13 protein-coding genes are annotated in these 16,392 nt (G+C 60.3%); 3 read left to right on the top strand and 10 right to left on the bottom strand.

Translation table 11 applies throughout. The annotated features are described in order from the left end of the window. Positions 1-3: 3 nt before the first annotated feature. The 7 genes from aroB to CKW19_RS02845 all read right to left on the bottom strand — a co-directional run bounded on the left by aroB (position 4) and on the right by CKW19_RS02845 (position 6,630). Positions 4-1,104: a 3-dehydroquinate synthase gene (gene aroB / locus CKW19_RS02815; RefSeq protein ID WP_095056484.1), complete on the bottom strand. Its 1,101-nt coding sequence runs from the start codon at positions 1,102-1,104 to the stop codon at positions 4-6. 151 nt (positions 1,105-1,255) lie between these two features. Next, positions 1,256-1,774, bottom strand: a complete 519-nt coding sequence (aroK, locus tag CKW19_RS02820; RefSeq protein ID WP_053153402.1) for a shikimate kinase AroK — start codon at positions 1,772-1,774, stop codon at positions 1,256-1,258. 4 nt (positions 1,775-1,778) lie between these two features. Next, entirely contained in the window at positions 1,779-3,845 is a 2,067-nt protein-coding gene (gene pilQ, locus CKW19_RS02825; RefSeq protein ID WP_095056485.1) for a type IV pilus secretin PilQ family protein, read from the bottom strand. A 13-nt stretch (positions 3,846-3,858) separates the two neighbouring features. Beyond that, complete coding sequence (locus CKW19_RS02830) at positions 3,859-4,383, bottom strand: pilus assembly protein PilP (RefSeq protein WP_095056486.1); 525 nt, start codon at positions 4,381-4,383, stop codon at positions 3,859-3,861. After that, complete coding sequence (locus tag CKW19_RS02835; protein WP_095056487.1) at positions 4,380-5,003, bottom strand: type 4a pilus biogenesis protein PilO; 624 nt, start codon at positions 5,001-5,003, stop codon at positions 4,380-4,382. Before CKW19_RS02835 ends, CKW19_RS02830 begins: the two co-directional genes overlap by 4 nt. Next, positions 5,000-5,566: a PilN domain-containing protein gene (locus tag CKW19_RS02840; RefSeq protein ID WP_095056488.1), complete on the bottom strand. Its 567-nt coding sequence runs from the start codon at positions 5,564-5,566 to the stop codon at positions 5,000-5,002. Before CKW19_RS02840 ends, CKW19_RS02835 begins: the two co-directional genes overlap by 4 nt. Next, positions 5,566-6,630 carry a pilus assembly protein PilM gene (locus tag CKW19_RS02845; RefSeq protein WP_095056489.1) on the bottom strand — a complete coding sequence of 355 codons (1,065 nt, stop codon included), beginning with the start codon at positions 6,628-6,630 and terminating at the stop codon, positions 5,566-5,568. The genes CKW19_RS02840 and CKW19_RS02845 overlap by 1 nt, the downstream gene beginning before the upstream one ends. Positions 6,631-6,846: 216 nt before the next feature. On the opposite strand from CKW19_RS02845, the gene CKW19_RS02850 reads away from it, so the two are divergent. Beyond that, positions 6,847-9,285: a penicillin-binding protein 1A gene (locus CKW19_RS02850; protein WP_371856287.1), complete on the top strand. Its 2,439-nt coding sequence runs from the start codon at positions 6,847-6,849 to the stop codon at positions 9,283-9,285. Between the two features lie 236 nt (positions 9,286-9,521). Here the strand turns inward: CKW19_RS02850 and CKW19_RS02855 are convergent, their stop codons facing one another. The 3 genes from CKW19_RS02855 to rpmE form a co-directional block, all read right to left on the bottom strand. After that, positions 9,522-10,790, bottom strand: coding sequence for a malic enzyme-like NAD(P)-binding protein (locus CKW19_RS02855; RefSeq protein ID WP_095056491.1), 1,269 nt, complete (start codon positions 10,788-10,790; stop codon positions 9,522-9,524). A 184-nt stretch (positions 10,791-10,974) separates the two neighbouring features. Continuing rightward, entirely contained in the window at positions 10,975-11,775 is an 801-nt protein-coding gene (locus CKW19_RS02860) for a thermonuclease family protein (RefSeq protein ID WP_095056492.1), read from the bottom strand. A gap of 14 nt (positions 11,776-11,789) precedes the next feature. Further along, complete coding sequence (gene rpmE / locus CKW19_RS02865; RefSeq protein ID WP_053153366.1) at positions 11,790-12,020, bottom strand: 50S ribosomal protein L31; 231 nt, start codon at positions 12,018-12,020, stop codon at positions 11,790-11,792. A gap of 205 nt (positions 12,021-12,225) precedes the next feature. Here rpmE and CKW19_RS02870 point away from each other — a divergent pair, with 205 nt between their 5' ends. Next, positions 12,226-14,445 carry a primosomal protein N' gene (locus CKW19_RS02870; RefSeq protein WP_095056493.1) on the top strand — a complete coding sequence of 740 codons (2,220 nt, stop codon included), beginning with the start codon at positions 12,226-12,228 and terminating at the stop codon, positions 14,443-14,445. Between the two features lie 210 nt (positions 14,446-14,655). Further along, positions 14,656-16,392: an arginine--tRNA ligase gene (gene argS / locus CKW19_RS02875; RefSeq protein WP_095056494.1), complete on the top strand. Its 1,737-nt coding sequence runs from the start codon at positions 14,656-14,658 to the stop codon at positions 16,390-16,392.

A 16,392-nucleotide genomic window follows, 5' to 3' on the forward strand; every position in this document is an offset into this window, starting at 1 on the left:
TTATTAACCTTTAAGCTGAGCCAGGGCGCGGTAATCCGCTCCCAGCGTGGCCTGTAGAACCTCTTTCGGATAATCGTCGGTCACCACCGCTTCGCCCATTTGGCGCAGCAGCACCAGGCGCAAACGACCGTCGATCACTTTTTTATCAATTGCCATATGTTCGAGGAAATCGGCTTCGCTCATCTCTTCTGGCGGGACAACCGGCAACCCGGCACGCTGGAACAGGCGAATGCCGCGATCGCGTTCCTGCTCACTGATCCAGCCCAGACGCGCGGACATTTCCAGAGCCATTACGGTGCCAGCAGCGACCGCTTCCCCATGGAGCCAGACACCATAGCCCATGTGGGTTTCGATGGCGTGACCGAAAGTGTGCCCCAGGTTCAACGTGGCGCGAACACCCGTCTCCTTTTCATCGGCACCGACCACCGCCGCCTTGGCCGCGCAAGAGCGCTCGATGGCATAGGTCAGGGCTTGTTGATCCAGATTGCGCAGGCGGTCGACGTTGTCTTCGAGCCAGGTCAGGAACGGCTCGTCGCAGATCAAACCGTACTTGATGACTTCCGCCAGGCCAGCTGAGAGCTCACGGGCCGGCAGGGTATTGAGGCTGGCGGTATCGATCAGCACTACGTTCGGCTGATAGAAGGCGCCGACCATGTTTTTGCCCAGCGGGTGGTTGATCCCGGTCTTGCCACCCACGGAAGAGTCGACTTGCGACAACAGCGTGGTCGGGACCTGAATGAAATCGACGCCACGCTGATAGCAGGCTGCCGCGAAACCGGCCATGTCGCCGATCACGCCGCCACCGAGGGCGATCACCGTGGTGCGACGGTCGTGACGCGCAGTCAGCAGGCCATCAAAAATCAGTTGCAGGGTTTCCCAGGTCTTGAAGGCTTCGCCATCGGGAAGCACCACGGAGATCACCGAGAATTGCGACAGGCTGCGGGTCAGACGTTCAAGATAAAGCGGCGCAACGGTTTCGTTGGAGATGATCGCCACTTGCCGTCCGCGAATGTGCGGGGCCAGCAGCTCAGGCTGATCCAACAAACCTTCGCCAATATGAATCGGGTAGCTGCGCTCGCCTAGATCGACCTTGAGTGTCTGCATGTGTCCCCACAGTGAAGATGAAATCAGGCGTCTTGCCTTGGGTTAACGAATGTCCACGGCGTTTGCTGGTATGACGCCAATCGCAAGCCGTCCGCCACAACCTTGAGCGGTCATGGCAGGACGCCGAGGATAGCGCATTTCGAGCGGCGTTTTAACGGGGCGGCAGCTGCTGCAAACGCTCGAGAATATCCAGCACGACCATTCGCGGAGGCCGCTCATCGGTTTCGACCACCAGATCGGCGATCTCCCGATAAAGCGGATCGCGGATGGCCAGCAGATCCCGAAGGGTCTTGGCCGGATCGGCGGTGCGCAACAGCGGTCGATTGCGGTCGCGGGCCGTGCGGCCGACCTGCTGCTCGACAGAGGCATGCAGATAAACCACCCGTCCACCGGCGTGCAGCGCCCGCCGATTGGCTTCGCGCATGACTGCGCCACCACCGGTCGCCAGCACCACACCGTCGTAATCGCACAATTCGGCAATCATTGCCTCCTCGCGATCACGAAAGCCCGGTTCGCCTTCCTTATCGAAAATCCATGGGATATTGGCGCCCGTGCGTAATTCAATTTCCTTATCGGAATCTTTGAATGGCAAGCGCAACTCTTTGGCCAGCAATCGGCCGATGGTGCTTTTTCCAGCGCCCATCGGTCCTACAAGAATCAAATTTCGCACAGAATCAACGACTCACAGCAATCGCCTGGTTATTCATGATACGCGGTGTGAGAAACACCAACAGCTCGGATTTTTTCTCCGAAACCACGTCACGCCGGAAAAGGCGGCCAAGATACGGCACATCGCCAAGAAATGGCACCTTATCTACAACCTTGCTCTGAGTATTTGAGAAAACACCACCAATGACGATGGTCTCGCCATCGTTGACCAGGACCTTGGCGTTGACCTCGTTTTTCTTGATCGGCGGCACGTCCTGGACCATGTTCAGGTAATCCGGCTCGTCCTTGGTGACCTTGACCTCCATGATGATCCGGTTGTCCGGCGTGATCTGCGGCGTCACCTCCAGCGACAGCGACGCCTCCTTGAAGGACACCGACGTAGCGCCGCTGGAGCTGGCTTCCTGATAAGGAATCTCGGTGCCCTTGAGGATTTTTGCGGTTTCCTTGTCGGACGTGACCACCTTGGGTTGCGAGACAATTTCGCCGTTGCCGGTCTTCTCCATGGCGGTCAGTTCAAGGTCCAGCAAGACGTTATCGGTAATGAACGCAATGCCGATTCCCGAGGTATTTGCCGCAGCCCCCAAGTCGACGAACGGTGTATTGGTGCTGGTACTGCCGGGCGTACCGATGGTCGACGAACCGTTGACGCCATTGCTGACGCCGGAGGTGTTCCAGTTACCTTTGTTTTGTATCGAACCACCCCAGCGCACCCCGAGACTCTTGTCATAGTCGACGTTGGCTTCGACGATCCGCGCCTCGATCATCACCTGACGTACCGGAATATCCAGTTGCGCGACGATGCGACGCAATTCGTCGAGACGGTCCTGAGTCTGGTAGGCAATGATGTTGTTGGTGCGCTCATCGACGGTGATAGAACCCCGCTCGTCGGCTTTCGCCTCGGCATTGGTCACCGACTGGAACAGCTTGGCGATATCGGCGGCCTTGGCGTAATTGACCTGCAACAGCTCCCGGCGCAACGGCGCGAGATCGGCGATCTGCTTTTGCGATTCGAGCTCCTGACGTTCGCGGGCGGCAATTTCGTCGGCCGGCGCAACGAGCAGGACATTGCCAACCTTGCGCTTATCCAGCCCCTTGGTTTTCAGCACCAGATCCAGCGCCTGATCCCACGGAACGTTCTGCAAGCGCAAGGTAATGCCGCCTTGTACGGTGTCGCTGGCCACCAGGTTGAGGTTGGTGAAATCGGCGATCAATTGCAGGACTGAGCGCACATCGATGTCCTGAAAGTTCAGCGAGAGCTTCTCCCCGCTGTAGGGCCGATTGGTATTGCGCTTTTGCAGGTCGTCGACAGTCATCGGACGGATGCTGACCGTAAGCTTGTTATCGGTCTGATAGGTCGAGTATTCGAAGGCCCCGCTGGGTTCAATGCTGATGGTTGCCCGATCGCCGGTCGCACTGGCCTTGACGAACTGCACGGGTGTAGCGAAATCCTTCACATCCAGCCGTACGCGCAATGGCTCAGGCAGTCGCGTCCGGGCAAACCCGAGGAGGATTTTGCCGTCGCGCTCCTGAATGTCGGGAGCCATCGACGGATCCGACAAGTCGATCACGACATTGCCTTCACCCTGGGTCCCGCGCTGAAAATCCACGCCACGAATGGCTTTGCCTGCGGGCGCAGTATTTCGTGCCGGGCTTGATGCAGCAGCGGGGGCCCGCTGTGAGACCAGGGGTCTGACCTCTTGCCCGACCACGACGAACAGATCGTTGCCTTCGATCCGTGAATCGTACGGCGACAGTTGGTTCAGGTTAATGATCAGCCGCGTACGATCCTTGGCCTCGACGACCGTGGCGCTGCGGGCATTGCCACCACCCAGGTCATGGGTCTTGGTGGCGAGCTGACTGACAACGCCCGGCATGTCCAGCGCGATTCGGGCGGGTGATTCTGTCGTGTAGCCCTGAGGAACCGGAGGCGGCCCATCGAATGACAACTTCAACTCAACGCGCCCCCCTGGCAGCGCGTCGACATCCAGCGCTTTGAGGCTGGCCGCTTGTACCATCGGCGACAACATCGCTATCCATAGCGAAAGACCGAGGGTGGAAAAAATCCTGTTCATTATTTTTGTTCCACTATGAGTGCTCTTTCAAAGGGAGGGTCCGGGGTCGCTCCAGCCACGCGCCCTCACCGTCCGGGACGATTTCGATCACATCGACTTGCGAGCTGCTGATGGCGACTATCCGTCCGTCGTTGCGCCCCAGGTAATCGCCGACTTTCAGTCGATGCACACCCCCCGCCCCGCGCAGCAACGCAAAAGAGCCCGCTGCATTGGAGAGGGTGCCGACCATTTCGAATTGCTCGATGTTGAAACCTTCGAGGTATTGCTTGACCCGATCAGGGTCGGGGCTGACGTTGCGAGAGCCCTGTTTCTGACCCGCCCGATCGATTCGCACCTGCTGCGAAAACGGGCTTCGCAGGTTCCCGGCGCTGTAAGTGAATACCGGGTAAGACCGGGATGTCGGCGCTGGTTCAATCTTGCCCGGCGCACTCGAGCGCATTTGGTTCATGTACGCATCCAGGTCAGCGACGTCATCATCGCCACCACACCCGCCGAGTACACCCAACAGCAGGACAATCGCCAGATTACGCAGGCTCATTGCGCCAACCCCTTGCCGTTGTCGCGATACGTTTTGGCCTGAATGCTCATGCGCAACTTCGTCCCGCCCTCGGGATTGACCGGTGCAAGCTCGAAGTCATGCAAGGTGACGATTCGAGGCAAGCGCGCCACGCCGCTGACGAACATCGCAAGATCGTGATAACCACCGGTGACGGTGATCTGGATCGGCAATTCGATGTAAAACGGCCGGGAGACTTCCGGCAGCAGTTTGATTTCTTCGAACTCCAGGCCGCTGTCCAGGCCGGTACGCGTGATGTCTTCAAGCAGACCGGGCACTTCGGTGTCGCTGGGCAATTGCCGTAACAGCACGCTGAAGGCGTCCTCCATTTCCTCCATCTGCCGGGTATAGGGCTGCAGATTCGCGGCCATACGCGATTTGGCCGCAAACTGTTCCTTGAGCAGCAACTCTTGCTCGCGCTTCAGATCAAGCTGCCCCTCCAGCTCGCTGATGGAAAAGCTATAGCCCACTGCCAGCACCAGAATCATCAGCAAGCAGGCCACCAGGACTTTGATTGCCGGGGGCCAGGAGCCGATGTTGCTGCTGTCCAGATCGTTGATGTCGATTTTTCGCAACCCGTCGAACCACTCCGAGAGACTCATTCTCCCGCCTCCGGCGATGCGGGCTGAACCTGACGCACGGTCAGTTGAAAGACGCTGGCCTGATCAACCCGACCGACCGCGCTCGCCTTGACCTCGGTCAAGCTCGGCGCATCGAACCAGTCCGAAGCGTCCAGGTTACGCATCAGGTCAGAAACCCGATGGTTGGACTCCGCTGCGCCAGTGATGGACAGCACCTTGCCGGCCATTTTGACTTCGGTGAAATACACACCGTCGGGCAAGGTGCGGGTCAACTGGTCAAAGACGCGCCCGTTGATCGAGCGATTGCCTTGCAGGTCCTGGATGATGCGCATGCGTTCGACCAATTGCTGGCGACGCTCCTTGAGATCGCTGATCTGTTTGATCCGCTCATCGACCGTCGCTATTTGCTTGCCGATGTAATCATTGCGGGCGACTTGCCGCTCGACAGCGCCACTGATGATCTGATTCGCAACCGCTACGGTACCAGCGGCCCCCATCAGCACGGCAACCAGAACGCCTAAAAAGCGCCTGCGACGGATTTCACGCTGCTCTTCGCGCCAAGGTAAAAGATTGATGCGCGCCATCAGTCGAAACTCCTGAGGGCCAGCCCACAGGCAATCATCAACGCGGGCGCATCATTGGCCAGAGCAACGCCATCGACCTTGCCGCCCAGAACCATGTCCGAGAATGGATTGGCGATCCGGGTCGGCGTGTTCAAATGCTGTTCGATCAAGCGATCCAGCCCCGGGACCGATGCGGTGCCACCGGCCAGCAAGATGTGGTCAACCGTTTTGGAGTGGCCCGAGGCAAAGAACAATTGCAACGAACGGGAAACCTGCTGCACCAATGCCTCGCGGAAGGGCTGCAACACTTCATTGACGTAGTCCGTCGGCAGCCCACCATTCTTTTTCGCCAGGTCTGCCTGCTCCACGCTCAAGCCGTAGCGCCGCTGAATCTCCTCGTTCAGCTGTCGACCACCGAACAACTGTTCCCGCGAGTAGATGATCCGCCCGCTGTGCAGCACGCTCAGGGTGGTCATGGTGGCACCGATATCGACCAGCGCCACCGTCAAGCCCTCGTCGGAGGCTGCCAACCCGCTGGCGAGCAAGCCAAACGAACGCTCCAGCGCATACGCCTCGACATCGACCACACGAGCCGTGAGGCCGGCCAGCGTCAGGGCCGCTTCGAGGACTTCGACATTTTCCTTGCGACAGGCGGCGAGCAGCACATTCACACGCTCGGGATTGCGCGCTGATGCACCCTGAACGTCGAAGTCGATGGCGACTTCATCCAGCGAGTAGGGAATGTACTGGTCAGCCTCGATCTTCAGCTGGGTCTCCATTTCATCGTCAGAAAGGCCAGCCTGCATGTCGATGGTCTTGGTGATCACCGCTGAACCGGCCACCGCCACGGCGACGTTCTTCAGTCCGGTTTTGGCTTTGACCAGCACGCGAGCAAGCGCGAGCCCCACCCCTTCGAGTTCGGCGATGTTCTTTTCGACCACGGCACCGGTCGGCAGCGGCTCGATCGCATAGGCCTCGACCCGGTAGCGATCACCCTGACGGCTCAATTCGAGCAATTTCACTGAGGTGGATCCGATGTCGATGCCTAACAGCGTTTTGGCTTTTTTGTTGAAGAGTCCTAGCACTACCAATTCCCTATGACTATCCGTGAGTTACGGACTCTGCAATGTCCATTGCGTTCAACCCGCCCGTCTTGACAGCTGTGCAAATGACGCTGCCCGACAGAAAAATGCTTATAATGCCCAGCGTTTTTTTTCGCATTTGCTCAAGCGTGGTTCGTTTCCTTTACCCTGAACCCTGATGCCCAATTCATTTTTTGCCCTGGATATCCCAAAGCCTTGATTCGTCTGCTGAAGTTTTTCGGTTGGTCCATCGTCGCGGTTTTCTGCGGACTCCTTCTGGGTCTGAGCGGGGCGTTTCTCTACCTTAGCCCTGGATTACCCTCCGTGGAGGCCCTGCGAAGCATCCAGTTGCAGATTCCCCTGCGCGTCTACAGCAGCGACGACAAGTTGATCGCAGAGTTTGGCGAAATGCGCCGTACTCCGATCCGTTTCGCCGACATTCCCCCCAATTTCATTAATGCGTTACTAAGTGCTGAAGACGATAACTTCGCCAACCACTACGGCGTCGATCCGAGCAGCCTGATGCGTGCCGCGACCCAATTGATCAAAAGCGGACACATTCAGTCCGGCGGCAGCACCATCACCATGCAGGTCGCGAAGAACTTCTTCCTGACCAGCGAACGCAGCTTCTCGCGCAAAACCACCGAAATCCTTTTGGCCCTGCAGATCGAACGACAGCTGACCAAGGACGAGATCCTTGAGCTATACGTCAACAAGATCTACCTGGGTAACCGCGCCTACGGTATCGAGGCGGCGGCGCAGGTTTATTACGGCAAGTCGATCCGCGACGTCAGCCTGGCGCAGATGGCAATGATCGCCGGCCTGCCAAAAGCACCGTCGCGCTTCAACCCGTTGGCCAACCCGGCCCGCAGCAAGGAACGTCGCGACTGGATCCTGGGCCGCATGTACAAGCTCGGTAAAATCACCGAAGCCGACTACACCACCGCCGTCAACGAACCGCTGAACGCCAGTTATCACGTGCCGACACCGGAAGTGAACGCGCCGTACATCGCTGAAATGGCCCGCGCCGAAATGGTCGGCCGCTACGGCAGCGACGCCTACACCGAAGGTTTCCGCGTTACCACCACGGTACCGAGCAACCTTCAGGAACTGGCCAACACCGCCCTCCACGAAGGCCTGATAACTTACGACCGGCGCCATGGCTACCGTGGTCCGGAATCGCGTCTGCCGGGCAAGACTCGCGAAGCCTGGGCAACGGAATTGACCAAGCAGCGCACCATCAGCAGCCTTGAGCCGGCCATCGTGACCCAGGTCGACAAGAACGGCCTGCAAGTACTGACCCGCACTGGCCAGGAAACTGTCAGCTGGGACACCATGAAATGGGCTCGCCCATTCCTGAACACCAACAGCATGGGCCCCAATCCGAAGCAGCCTTCGGACGTGGCGCAGGTTGGCGACCTGATTCGCGTGCAGCGCCAGCCGGACAATTCACTGAAATTCAGTCAGATTCCACAGGCTCAGGGCGCGCTGGTCTCCCTTGATCCGCAGAACGGCGCGATTCGTTCGCTGGTCGGTGGTTTCGCCTTCGAGCAGAGCAATTACAACCGCGCCATGCAGGCCAAGCGCCAGCCCGGATCGAGCTTCAAACCGTTCGTCTACAGTGCAGCGCTGGACAGCGGCTACACCGCTTCCAGCCTGGTCAACGACGCGCCGATCGTGTTCGTTGACGAGTACCTGGACAAGGTCTGGCGCCCGAAGAACGACACCAACACGTTCCTTGGCCCGATCCGCCTGCGTGAAGCGCTCTACAAGTCGCGCAACCTGGTATCGATTCGCTTGCTGCAGGCGATGGGCGTTGGCAAGACCATTGACTACATCACCCGCTTTGGCTTCAACAAGCAGGATCTGCCGCCCAACCTGTCCCTGGCGCTGGGCACCGCAACCCTGACGCCTATGGAGATCGCCACCGGCTGGAGCACCTTCGCCAACGGCGGCTACAAGATCACCCCGTACATCATCGACAAGATCGAAAGCCGCAACGGCGATACGCTGTTCCGCGCCAACCCGCCGAGCGTGCCTCAGGGTGGCGCTGCCAGCGACGGTATTGCCGTGCCAGCGACTGAAGCCATCACGGTCAATGCAACCCCGAGCGAAATTCCTGGCACAACGCCCGCACCACAAACACCGGCCGTGGCCGAACGCATTGTCGATGGGCGCACCACGTACATCCTCAACAGCATGCTCCAGGACGTCATAAAGCTCGGCACCGGTCGTCGCGCACTGGCGCTGGGCCGCTCCGACATCGCAGGCAAAACCGGTACGACCAACGAATCCAAGGATGCCTGGTTCTCCGGCTACAACGCCGATTACGTGACCACGGTCTGGACCGGCTTCGACCAGCCTGAAAGCCTGGGGCGCAAGGAGTTCGGCGGTACCGTCGCATTGCCGATCTGGATCAACTACATGGGCGCCGCCCTCAAGGACAAGCCGCCACACACGCAAGCGGAGCCGGAAGGCCTTCTCAGCCTGCGGGTCGACCCGATCAGCGGGCGTGCAGCGAGCCCAGGCACGCCTGGGGCCTACTTCGAGCTGTTCAAGGCCGAGGACACGCCGCCATCGGTCAATGAACTGAGCAACGGCACAGCACCGGGCAGCCCACTGCCAGCGGACGAAGCGGCACCGATCGATTTGTTCTGATCCTGAGCCGCAAAAAAGCCCCGCCTTCGAGAGAAGTGCGGGGCTTTTTTACCTGCCCTTTTTGTATCGCCTTAGCCGCCCCTTCGCTGGCAAGCCAGCGCCTACAAGGACCGCGTGCATCAGCAGGATGCTGGCTTGCCAGCGAAGAGACGCGCACAGCCAACACCAAAATCTCAGGCACAAAAAAGCCCCGACACTCACGAGCCGGGGCTTTTGGGTTGAAGCGCTACAACGACTTAGCCGTTGAACACGTCATCCACGCTTTTCAGCGGGTAGTTCTTCGGATACGGCAGGGTCGCCACACCGGTCTCGATTGCGGCTTTGGCCACAGCGTCGGAGATCAGGGTGATCAGACGAGCATCCATTGGCTTCGGAATGATGTACTCACGACCGAATTCCAGCTTGATGCCGCCGTAGGCGTCGCACACTTCCTGAGGAACCGGCAGCTTGGCCAGTTCACGCAGGGCGTTGGCCGCAGCCACTTTCATTTCTTCGTTGATGCGCTTGGCGCGAACGTCCAGGGCACCACGGAAGATGAACGGGAAGCCCAGTACGTTGTTGACCTGGTTCGGGTAGTCGGAACGACCGGTGGCCATGATCACGTCGTTACGGGTAGCGTGTGCCAGTTCCGGGGAGATTTCCGGATCAGGGTTGGAGCACGCGAACACGATCGGGTTCGGCGCCATCGACAGCAGGCCTTCAGCGCTCAGCAGGTTCGGACCGGACAGGCCCACGAACACGTCAGCGCCTTGCAGGGCGTCAGCCAGGGTGCGCTTGTCGGTCGCGTGAGCGAACACAGCCTTGTACTGGTTCAGGTCGTCACGGCCGGAGTGGATCACGCCGGTACGATCGACCATGTAGATGTTTTCGATGTTGGCGCCCATGCTCACCAGCAACTTCATGCAGGAGATAGCGGCAGCGCCCGCGCCCAGGCAGACGATCTTGGCGTCAGCCAGGGTTTTGCCAGCGATTTCCAGGGCGTTGATCATGCCCGCAGCGGTCACGATAGCGGTGCCGTGCTGGTCATCGTGGAATACCGGAATGTCGCACTGTTCGATCAGAGCGCGCTCGATCTCAAAGCACTCAGGTGCCTTGATGTCTTCCAGGTTGATGCCACCGAAGGTGATGGAGATGCGCTTGACGGTGTCGATGAAGGCTTGCGGGCTTTCGGAGTCGACTTCGATGTCGAAAACGTCGATGCCGGCGAAGCGCTTGAACAGTACGCCTTTACCTTCCATCACTGGCTTGGAAGCCAGTGGGCCGAGGTTACCCAGGCCGAGAATCGCGGTGCCATCGGAAATGACTGCAACCAGGTTGCCTTTGCCGGTGTACTTGTAGGCCAGTTCAGGATCGCGGGCGATCTCGCGTACTGGTTCGGCTACGCCCGGGCTGTACGCCAGCGACAGGTCGCGAGCGGTAGCAGTGGCCTTGGTGAGCTCGACACTCAGCTTCCCTGGACGAGGATGGGCATGATATTCGAGAGCGGCAGTTTTCAGATCAGACATTTTGGCATTCCGCTTTTTACTGTTGGACAGACTGGTCAGCGAGGATACGCGCCTCGCAAAGTCCCCACAAGACTGACCGGTCACCCCTGTCAAGCGCCCTGCCCTACGACTTTGGGCCAAGAGCCGCGGAACACAAGGGATCGACTGCTCACAATCGAGCGAAAAAATGTCTACAATTTTTTTATCACTGCGACGCTTGCAGCATCGCCGGATCGGTCAATGGCAACATCCAGCGCGGCTGACCCTCCTTGAGTCCGCCACGGCGCGAACGGTCCAGCACCCAGCCACGCGCCTCGACCTGCTTGCCTTCCAGGCGTTCCAGCGAGGCGATATCGAATCGCGCCAGTTGATTGGGTGCAACACGCAGTACAACTGAATCCTGCAACTCGATCCAAACCCCGCCGCGATTGCGCTGAACCTTGCTCACACGACCACTGAGCACGGCAAACCCGGACGCGCTGATCTGATCCGCCTTCAGTACAGGTGACTGGCGCCACACACCGAGCCCGGCCTGACGGGCGCTGCGCTCCGCGGCCTGCTGACACGCGACCAGATCGACATTCGGTGCTACTGCCACCAGGAAACCGAGGCCCTCGGCGAGCATTTGCGCCTCAAGGTTGGCGCCATCAGCGCCGTAGACGTGGGCCAGGGTGCGGCCGTAGCGATCTTTGCTTTCTTTACCGGGCAACAAACCGAGCTGCCCATCGCTGGCCGCCACCAACGCTTCGAGACGCTTGCGCGCCGCCACTGCGAACGGTTCGTCGGAACGGCCCTTCTTGCCCAGCTCCGGCGTATTCAGGCCGATCATGCGCACATTGCGACCATCGTCCAGGCGCAAGGTGTCGCCATCGACCACCCGCTCCACGGCGACAGAGGCCAGCCCCTCGGGTGCCGGGCAGAACGCCTGGGCGCCGGAAAGCCAAATCGCGGACACAAAAAAGGCGCCCGCAAGGGACGCCTTTTTTAACAGCAAGGAAAAGCCCATAAGGCTCTTTAACCTTACTCTGCAGCAGCTGGAGCTTTCTTGCCGAAAGCACCGAAACGGTCTGCGAAGCGCTGAACGCGGCCGCCAGTGTCCAGAGTCTTCTGCTTACCGGTGTAGAACGGGTGGCATTCGTTGCAAACGTCGATCGCCAGGGCTTTGCCGAAGGTCGAACGGGTTTCGAACTTGTTGCCGCAGCTGCAGGTAACAGCAACTGCTGGGTATTCTGGATGGATATCAGCTTTCATGGTGTCTTCCTCGGGCTAGCGTGCCGCCACCCAACACTATTGTTGAATACCGCACGTAATTAGGCCGCGGATTCTACCAGACAATGCCAATCACGCAAGCTGTCCCTGAGACCGACCGTCTGCTAGGCTCCCGGACCAATACGCGCCCCCCTGCAGGGGGACATGCAACCCCGCTTTTATCTTTCGCTAATCGAGATCCCCCCGCGTGCCCGACGCCATTCTGCGCCTCGCCCTGCCTTCGCCGCTGCGCCGCCTGTTCGACTACCGGGCGCCGGCCGGCGTGCTGCGCGCGCAGTTGCACCCCGGCATGCGCCTGCGGGTGCCGTTTGGCCGGCGGGAGATGATCGGCATTCTGGTCGAAGTCGCCGACACCAGTGAAGTCCCGGCGGAGAAGCTCAAGCCAGCCCTGGCGCTGCTGGACGCCACGCCGCCGCTACCGCCCGCGCTGTTCAAGCTGTGCCTGTGGACTTCCCAGTATTACCAGCACAGCCTTGGCGACACGCTGAGCTGGGCCTTGCCGGTGCTGCTGCGTCAAGGCGAACTGGCCGAAGCGCGCCAGGAACGTTTCTGGTCCGCCGCACCCGGCGCCAGCCTTGATGACCCGCGCATCGCCCGCGCCCCGCGTCAGCGGGAAGCCCTGGCAACGCTGGCCCAACACCCCCACGGCGTCGCCCATCAGTTGTTGAGCAAACTGATGCTGAGCAAAGACAGCCTGGACCTGTTGCTGGCCAAGGACCTGGTGCAAGTCGAGATCCGTCGACACGCACCCGGCGCACGCCATGAACACTGGCTGGCGCAACCCGAGTTGCCGCTCAACCCGGAACAGCACGCCGCTTATGAAGCGATTCGCGCCGGGTTCGACAGTTATCACGCGTTTTTGCTGGCGGGCGTCACGGGCAGCGGCAAGACCGAAGTGTATTTACAGCTGATCCGCGAAACCTTGGAGGCCGGCAAACAAGCGCTGGTGCTGATCCCGGAAATCAACCTCGGCCCGCAAACCCTGGCGCGCTTCGAGCAGCGTTTCAATGCGCGCATCGCGCTGATCCACTCGGCGGTCAATGATCGCGAGCGCCTCGAAGCCTGGCTCGCCGCCCGTGACGGCGAGGCCGACATCATCATCGGCACCCGCTCGGCACTGTTCACACCGATGAAGAACCCTGGCCTGATCATCATCGACGAAGAGCACGACGGTTCTTATAAACAGCAGGAAGGTTTGCGCTACCACGCCCGCGATCTGGCGCTGGTGCGGGCGCGACAGGAAAACATCCCGATCGTCCTTGGCTCCGCGACACCTTCGCTGGAAAGCCTGCACAACGCCTACACCGGTCGCTACGGCCTGCTGCGATTGAACGAACGCGCCGGCGGCGCGAAGCAGCCACGGTTCCTGCGTCTGGATGTGAAAAGCCGTCCGCTGGACAGCGGCATATCCGGGCCGATGCAACAAGCTATCGGTCAGACCCTCGCTGCGGGCCAGCAAGTATTGGTGTTCCTCAATCGCCGAGGTTTCGCGCCGACCCTGCTGTGTCACGAATGCGGCTGGATGTCCGAGTGCCAGCGCTGCGATGCGCGCATGACGGTGCATCAACGTTATGGCGAGCTGCGTTGCCACCATTGCGGCTACGTCGAACGCGTTCCGCGCCAATGCCCGAAGTGCAACAAGGTCGATTTGCGCCCGGTGGGTGCCGGCACCGAACGGGCCGAAGAACGGTTGGCGATTTTGTTCCCGGACTACCCGGTACTGCGCGTCGACCGCGACAGCACCTCACGCAAGGACGCGATGAACCAGCTGTTCGCAACCATTCAGAAGGGCCAGCCGTGCATCCTGATCGGCACGCAAATGCTCGCCAAAGGGCACCACTTTCCACGGGTGACGCTGGTATCGATTCTCGACGCCGACGGCGGGCTGTTCTCCGGCGACTTCCGCGCCAGCGAGCGCATGGCGCAACTGATCGTCCAGGTCGCGGGCCGTGCAGGTCGCGCTGAAGAGCCCGGTAAAGTGATCATTCAGACACACCTCGCCGACCATCCGCTGCTGATTCAGCTGACCGAGCAAGGCTACTTTGCATTTGCCGAGCAAGCCTTGAGCGAGCGTCGCGCTGCCGGCCTGCCGCCGTTTGCACATTTGGCGTTGTTGCGGGCCGAAGCGCATAAACCGGGGCAGGCCGAAGGTTTTCTAGATGAAGCCTGCAGCGAAGCCGAGCGATTGCTGGCGGAACAGAACCTGACCGGCATCGAGCTACTGGGGCCGGTGCCCGCACCGATGGAACGCCGGGCCGGACGTTATCGCGCTCAGCTTTTGTTGCAAGCGACAGCACGGGCGCCGCTGCACCGGTTGCTGGCCAGTTGGTTGCTGGTGCTGGAGCAGATGCCGAGCGGGCGGGCGGTGCGCTGGTCGCTGGATGTTGATCCGGTCGATTTGTATTGATCGGGAGATCGCTATCGCTGGCAAGCCAGCTCCTACAGGGGTTTTGTGGTGATACCTGCCTAGGTGAACACCAGCGATAGCGGCCCAATTGTCACCACACATCCACAACCTGCCTGCTAAGGTTGGCAAGCCCGTCTTCGCAACGGATAATGCCCAGTTTTTCCACCAGCGCATGATGCGCCGCCGCGCCAGCGGTCGAAAGAGAAGACCATGAAAGACACCATTCGCCAGCTGATCCAACAAGCCATCACCCAACTCGTCAACGAAGGTGTGTTGCCTGAAGGCCTGTCGCCGGCGATCCAGGTGGAAAATTCCCGCGACAAGAAAAACGGCGACTTCGCCAGCAACATCGCCATGATGCTGGCCAAACCGGCCGGTATGAAGCCGCGCGATCTGGCGGAAAAAATCATCGCCGCGCTGCCGGCCGACGAAAACATCACCAAGACCGAAATCGCCGGCCCTGGCTTCCTGAACTTCTTCCAGAACACCGATGCCCTGGCCTCGCGCCTCGACGCGGCCCTGGCCGACACTCACATCGGCGTGCGCAAGGCCGGTCCGGTGCAGCGCACCGTGGTCGACCTGTCGGCCCCGAACCTGGCCAAAGAAATGCACGTCGGCCACTTGCGTTCGACCATCATTGGCGACGGCGTAGCCCGCGTGCTGGAATTTCTCGGCGACGAAGTCATCCGTCAGAACCACGTCGGCGACTGGGGCACCCAGTTCGGCATGCTGATGGCTTATTTGCAGGAAAACCCGATCACCAGCGATGAGCTGTCGGACCTGGAAAACTTCTACCGCGCCGCCAAGCAACGCTTCGACGAATCCGAAGAATTCGCCGACCGCGCCCGTGGCCTGGTGGTCAAGTTGCAGGCCGGCGATGCCGACTGCCTGGCGCTGTGGACCAAGTTCAAGGACATCTCGCTGTCCCACTGCCAGAAGATCTACGAACTGCTCAACGTCAAACTGACCATGGCCGACGTGATGGGCGAAAGCGCCTACAACGACGACCTGATCAATGTGGTCAACGATCTGAAAGCGGCGGGCATGCTGGTCGAGAGCAACGGCGCCCAGTGCGTGTTCCTCGATGAATTCAAGAACGCCGACGGCGACCCGCTGCCGGTGATCATCGTCAAGGCCGACGGCGGCTACCTCTACGCCACCACCGACCTGGCGGCCGTGCGCTACCGCAGCGGCAAGCTCAAGGCTGATCGCGCGCTGTACTTCGTCGACCAGCGCCAGGCCCTGCACTTCCAGCAAGTGTTCGCTGTGGCGCGCAAGGCCGGTTTCGTGACCCATCCGATGGAAATGGAACACATGGGCTTCGGCACCATGAACGGCGCCGATGGCCGACCGTTCAAGACCCGTGATGGCGGCACCGTGAAGCTGATCGACCTGCTGACCGAAGCCCAGGAACGCGCCTACACCCTGGTGAAAGACAAGAACCCCGAGCTGGCCGAAGCCGAGCTGCGCAACATCGCCAAGGTCGTGGGCATCGGTGCGGTGAAATACGCCGACCTGTCCAAGCACCGCACCAGCGACTACAGCTTCAACTTCGACCTGATGCTCAACTTCGAAGGCAACACCGCGCCGTACCTGCTGTACGCCTACACCCGCGTGGCCGGCGTGTTCCGCAAACTCGGCAAGGACTTCAGCGAAGTCGAAGGCCAGATCGTGCTCGAAGCACCGCACGAACACGAGCTGGCTGCGAAACTCGCACAGTTCGGCGAAGTGCTGAACAACGTGTCCGAGAAAGGCACGCCGCACATCCTCTGCACTTACCTGTACGACGTCGCCGGCCTGTTCTCCAGCTTCTACGAGAACTGCCCGATCCTCGCCGCCGACACCCCGGCACAAATGCAGAGCCGCCTGCGTCTCGCCGCACTGACCGGACGCACCCTCAAGCAAGGCCTGGAACTCTTGGGCCTGGAAACTCTGGAGCGTATGTAA

It is taken from the genome of Pseudomonas sp. Irchel s3f7, from assembly GCF_900187615.1.
GTDB lineage: Bacteria > Pseudomonadota > Gammaproteobacteria > Pseudomonadales > Pseudomonadaceae > Aquipseudomonas.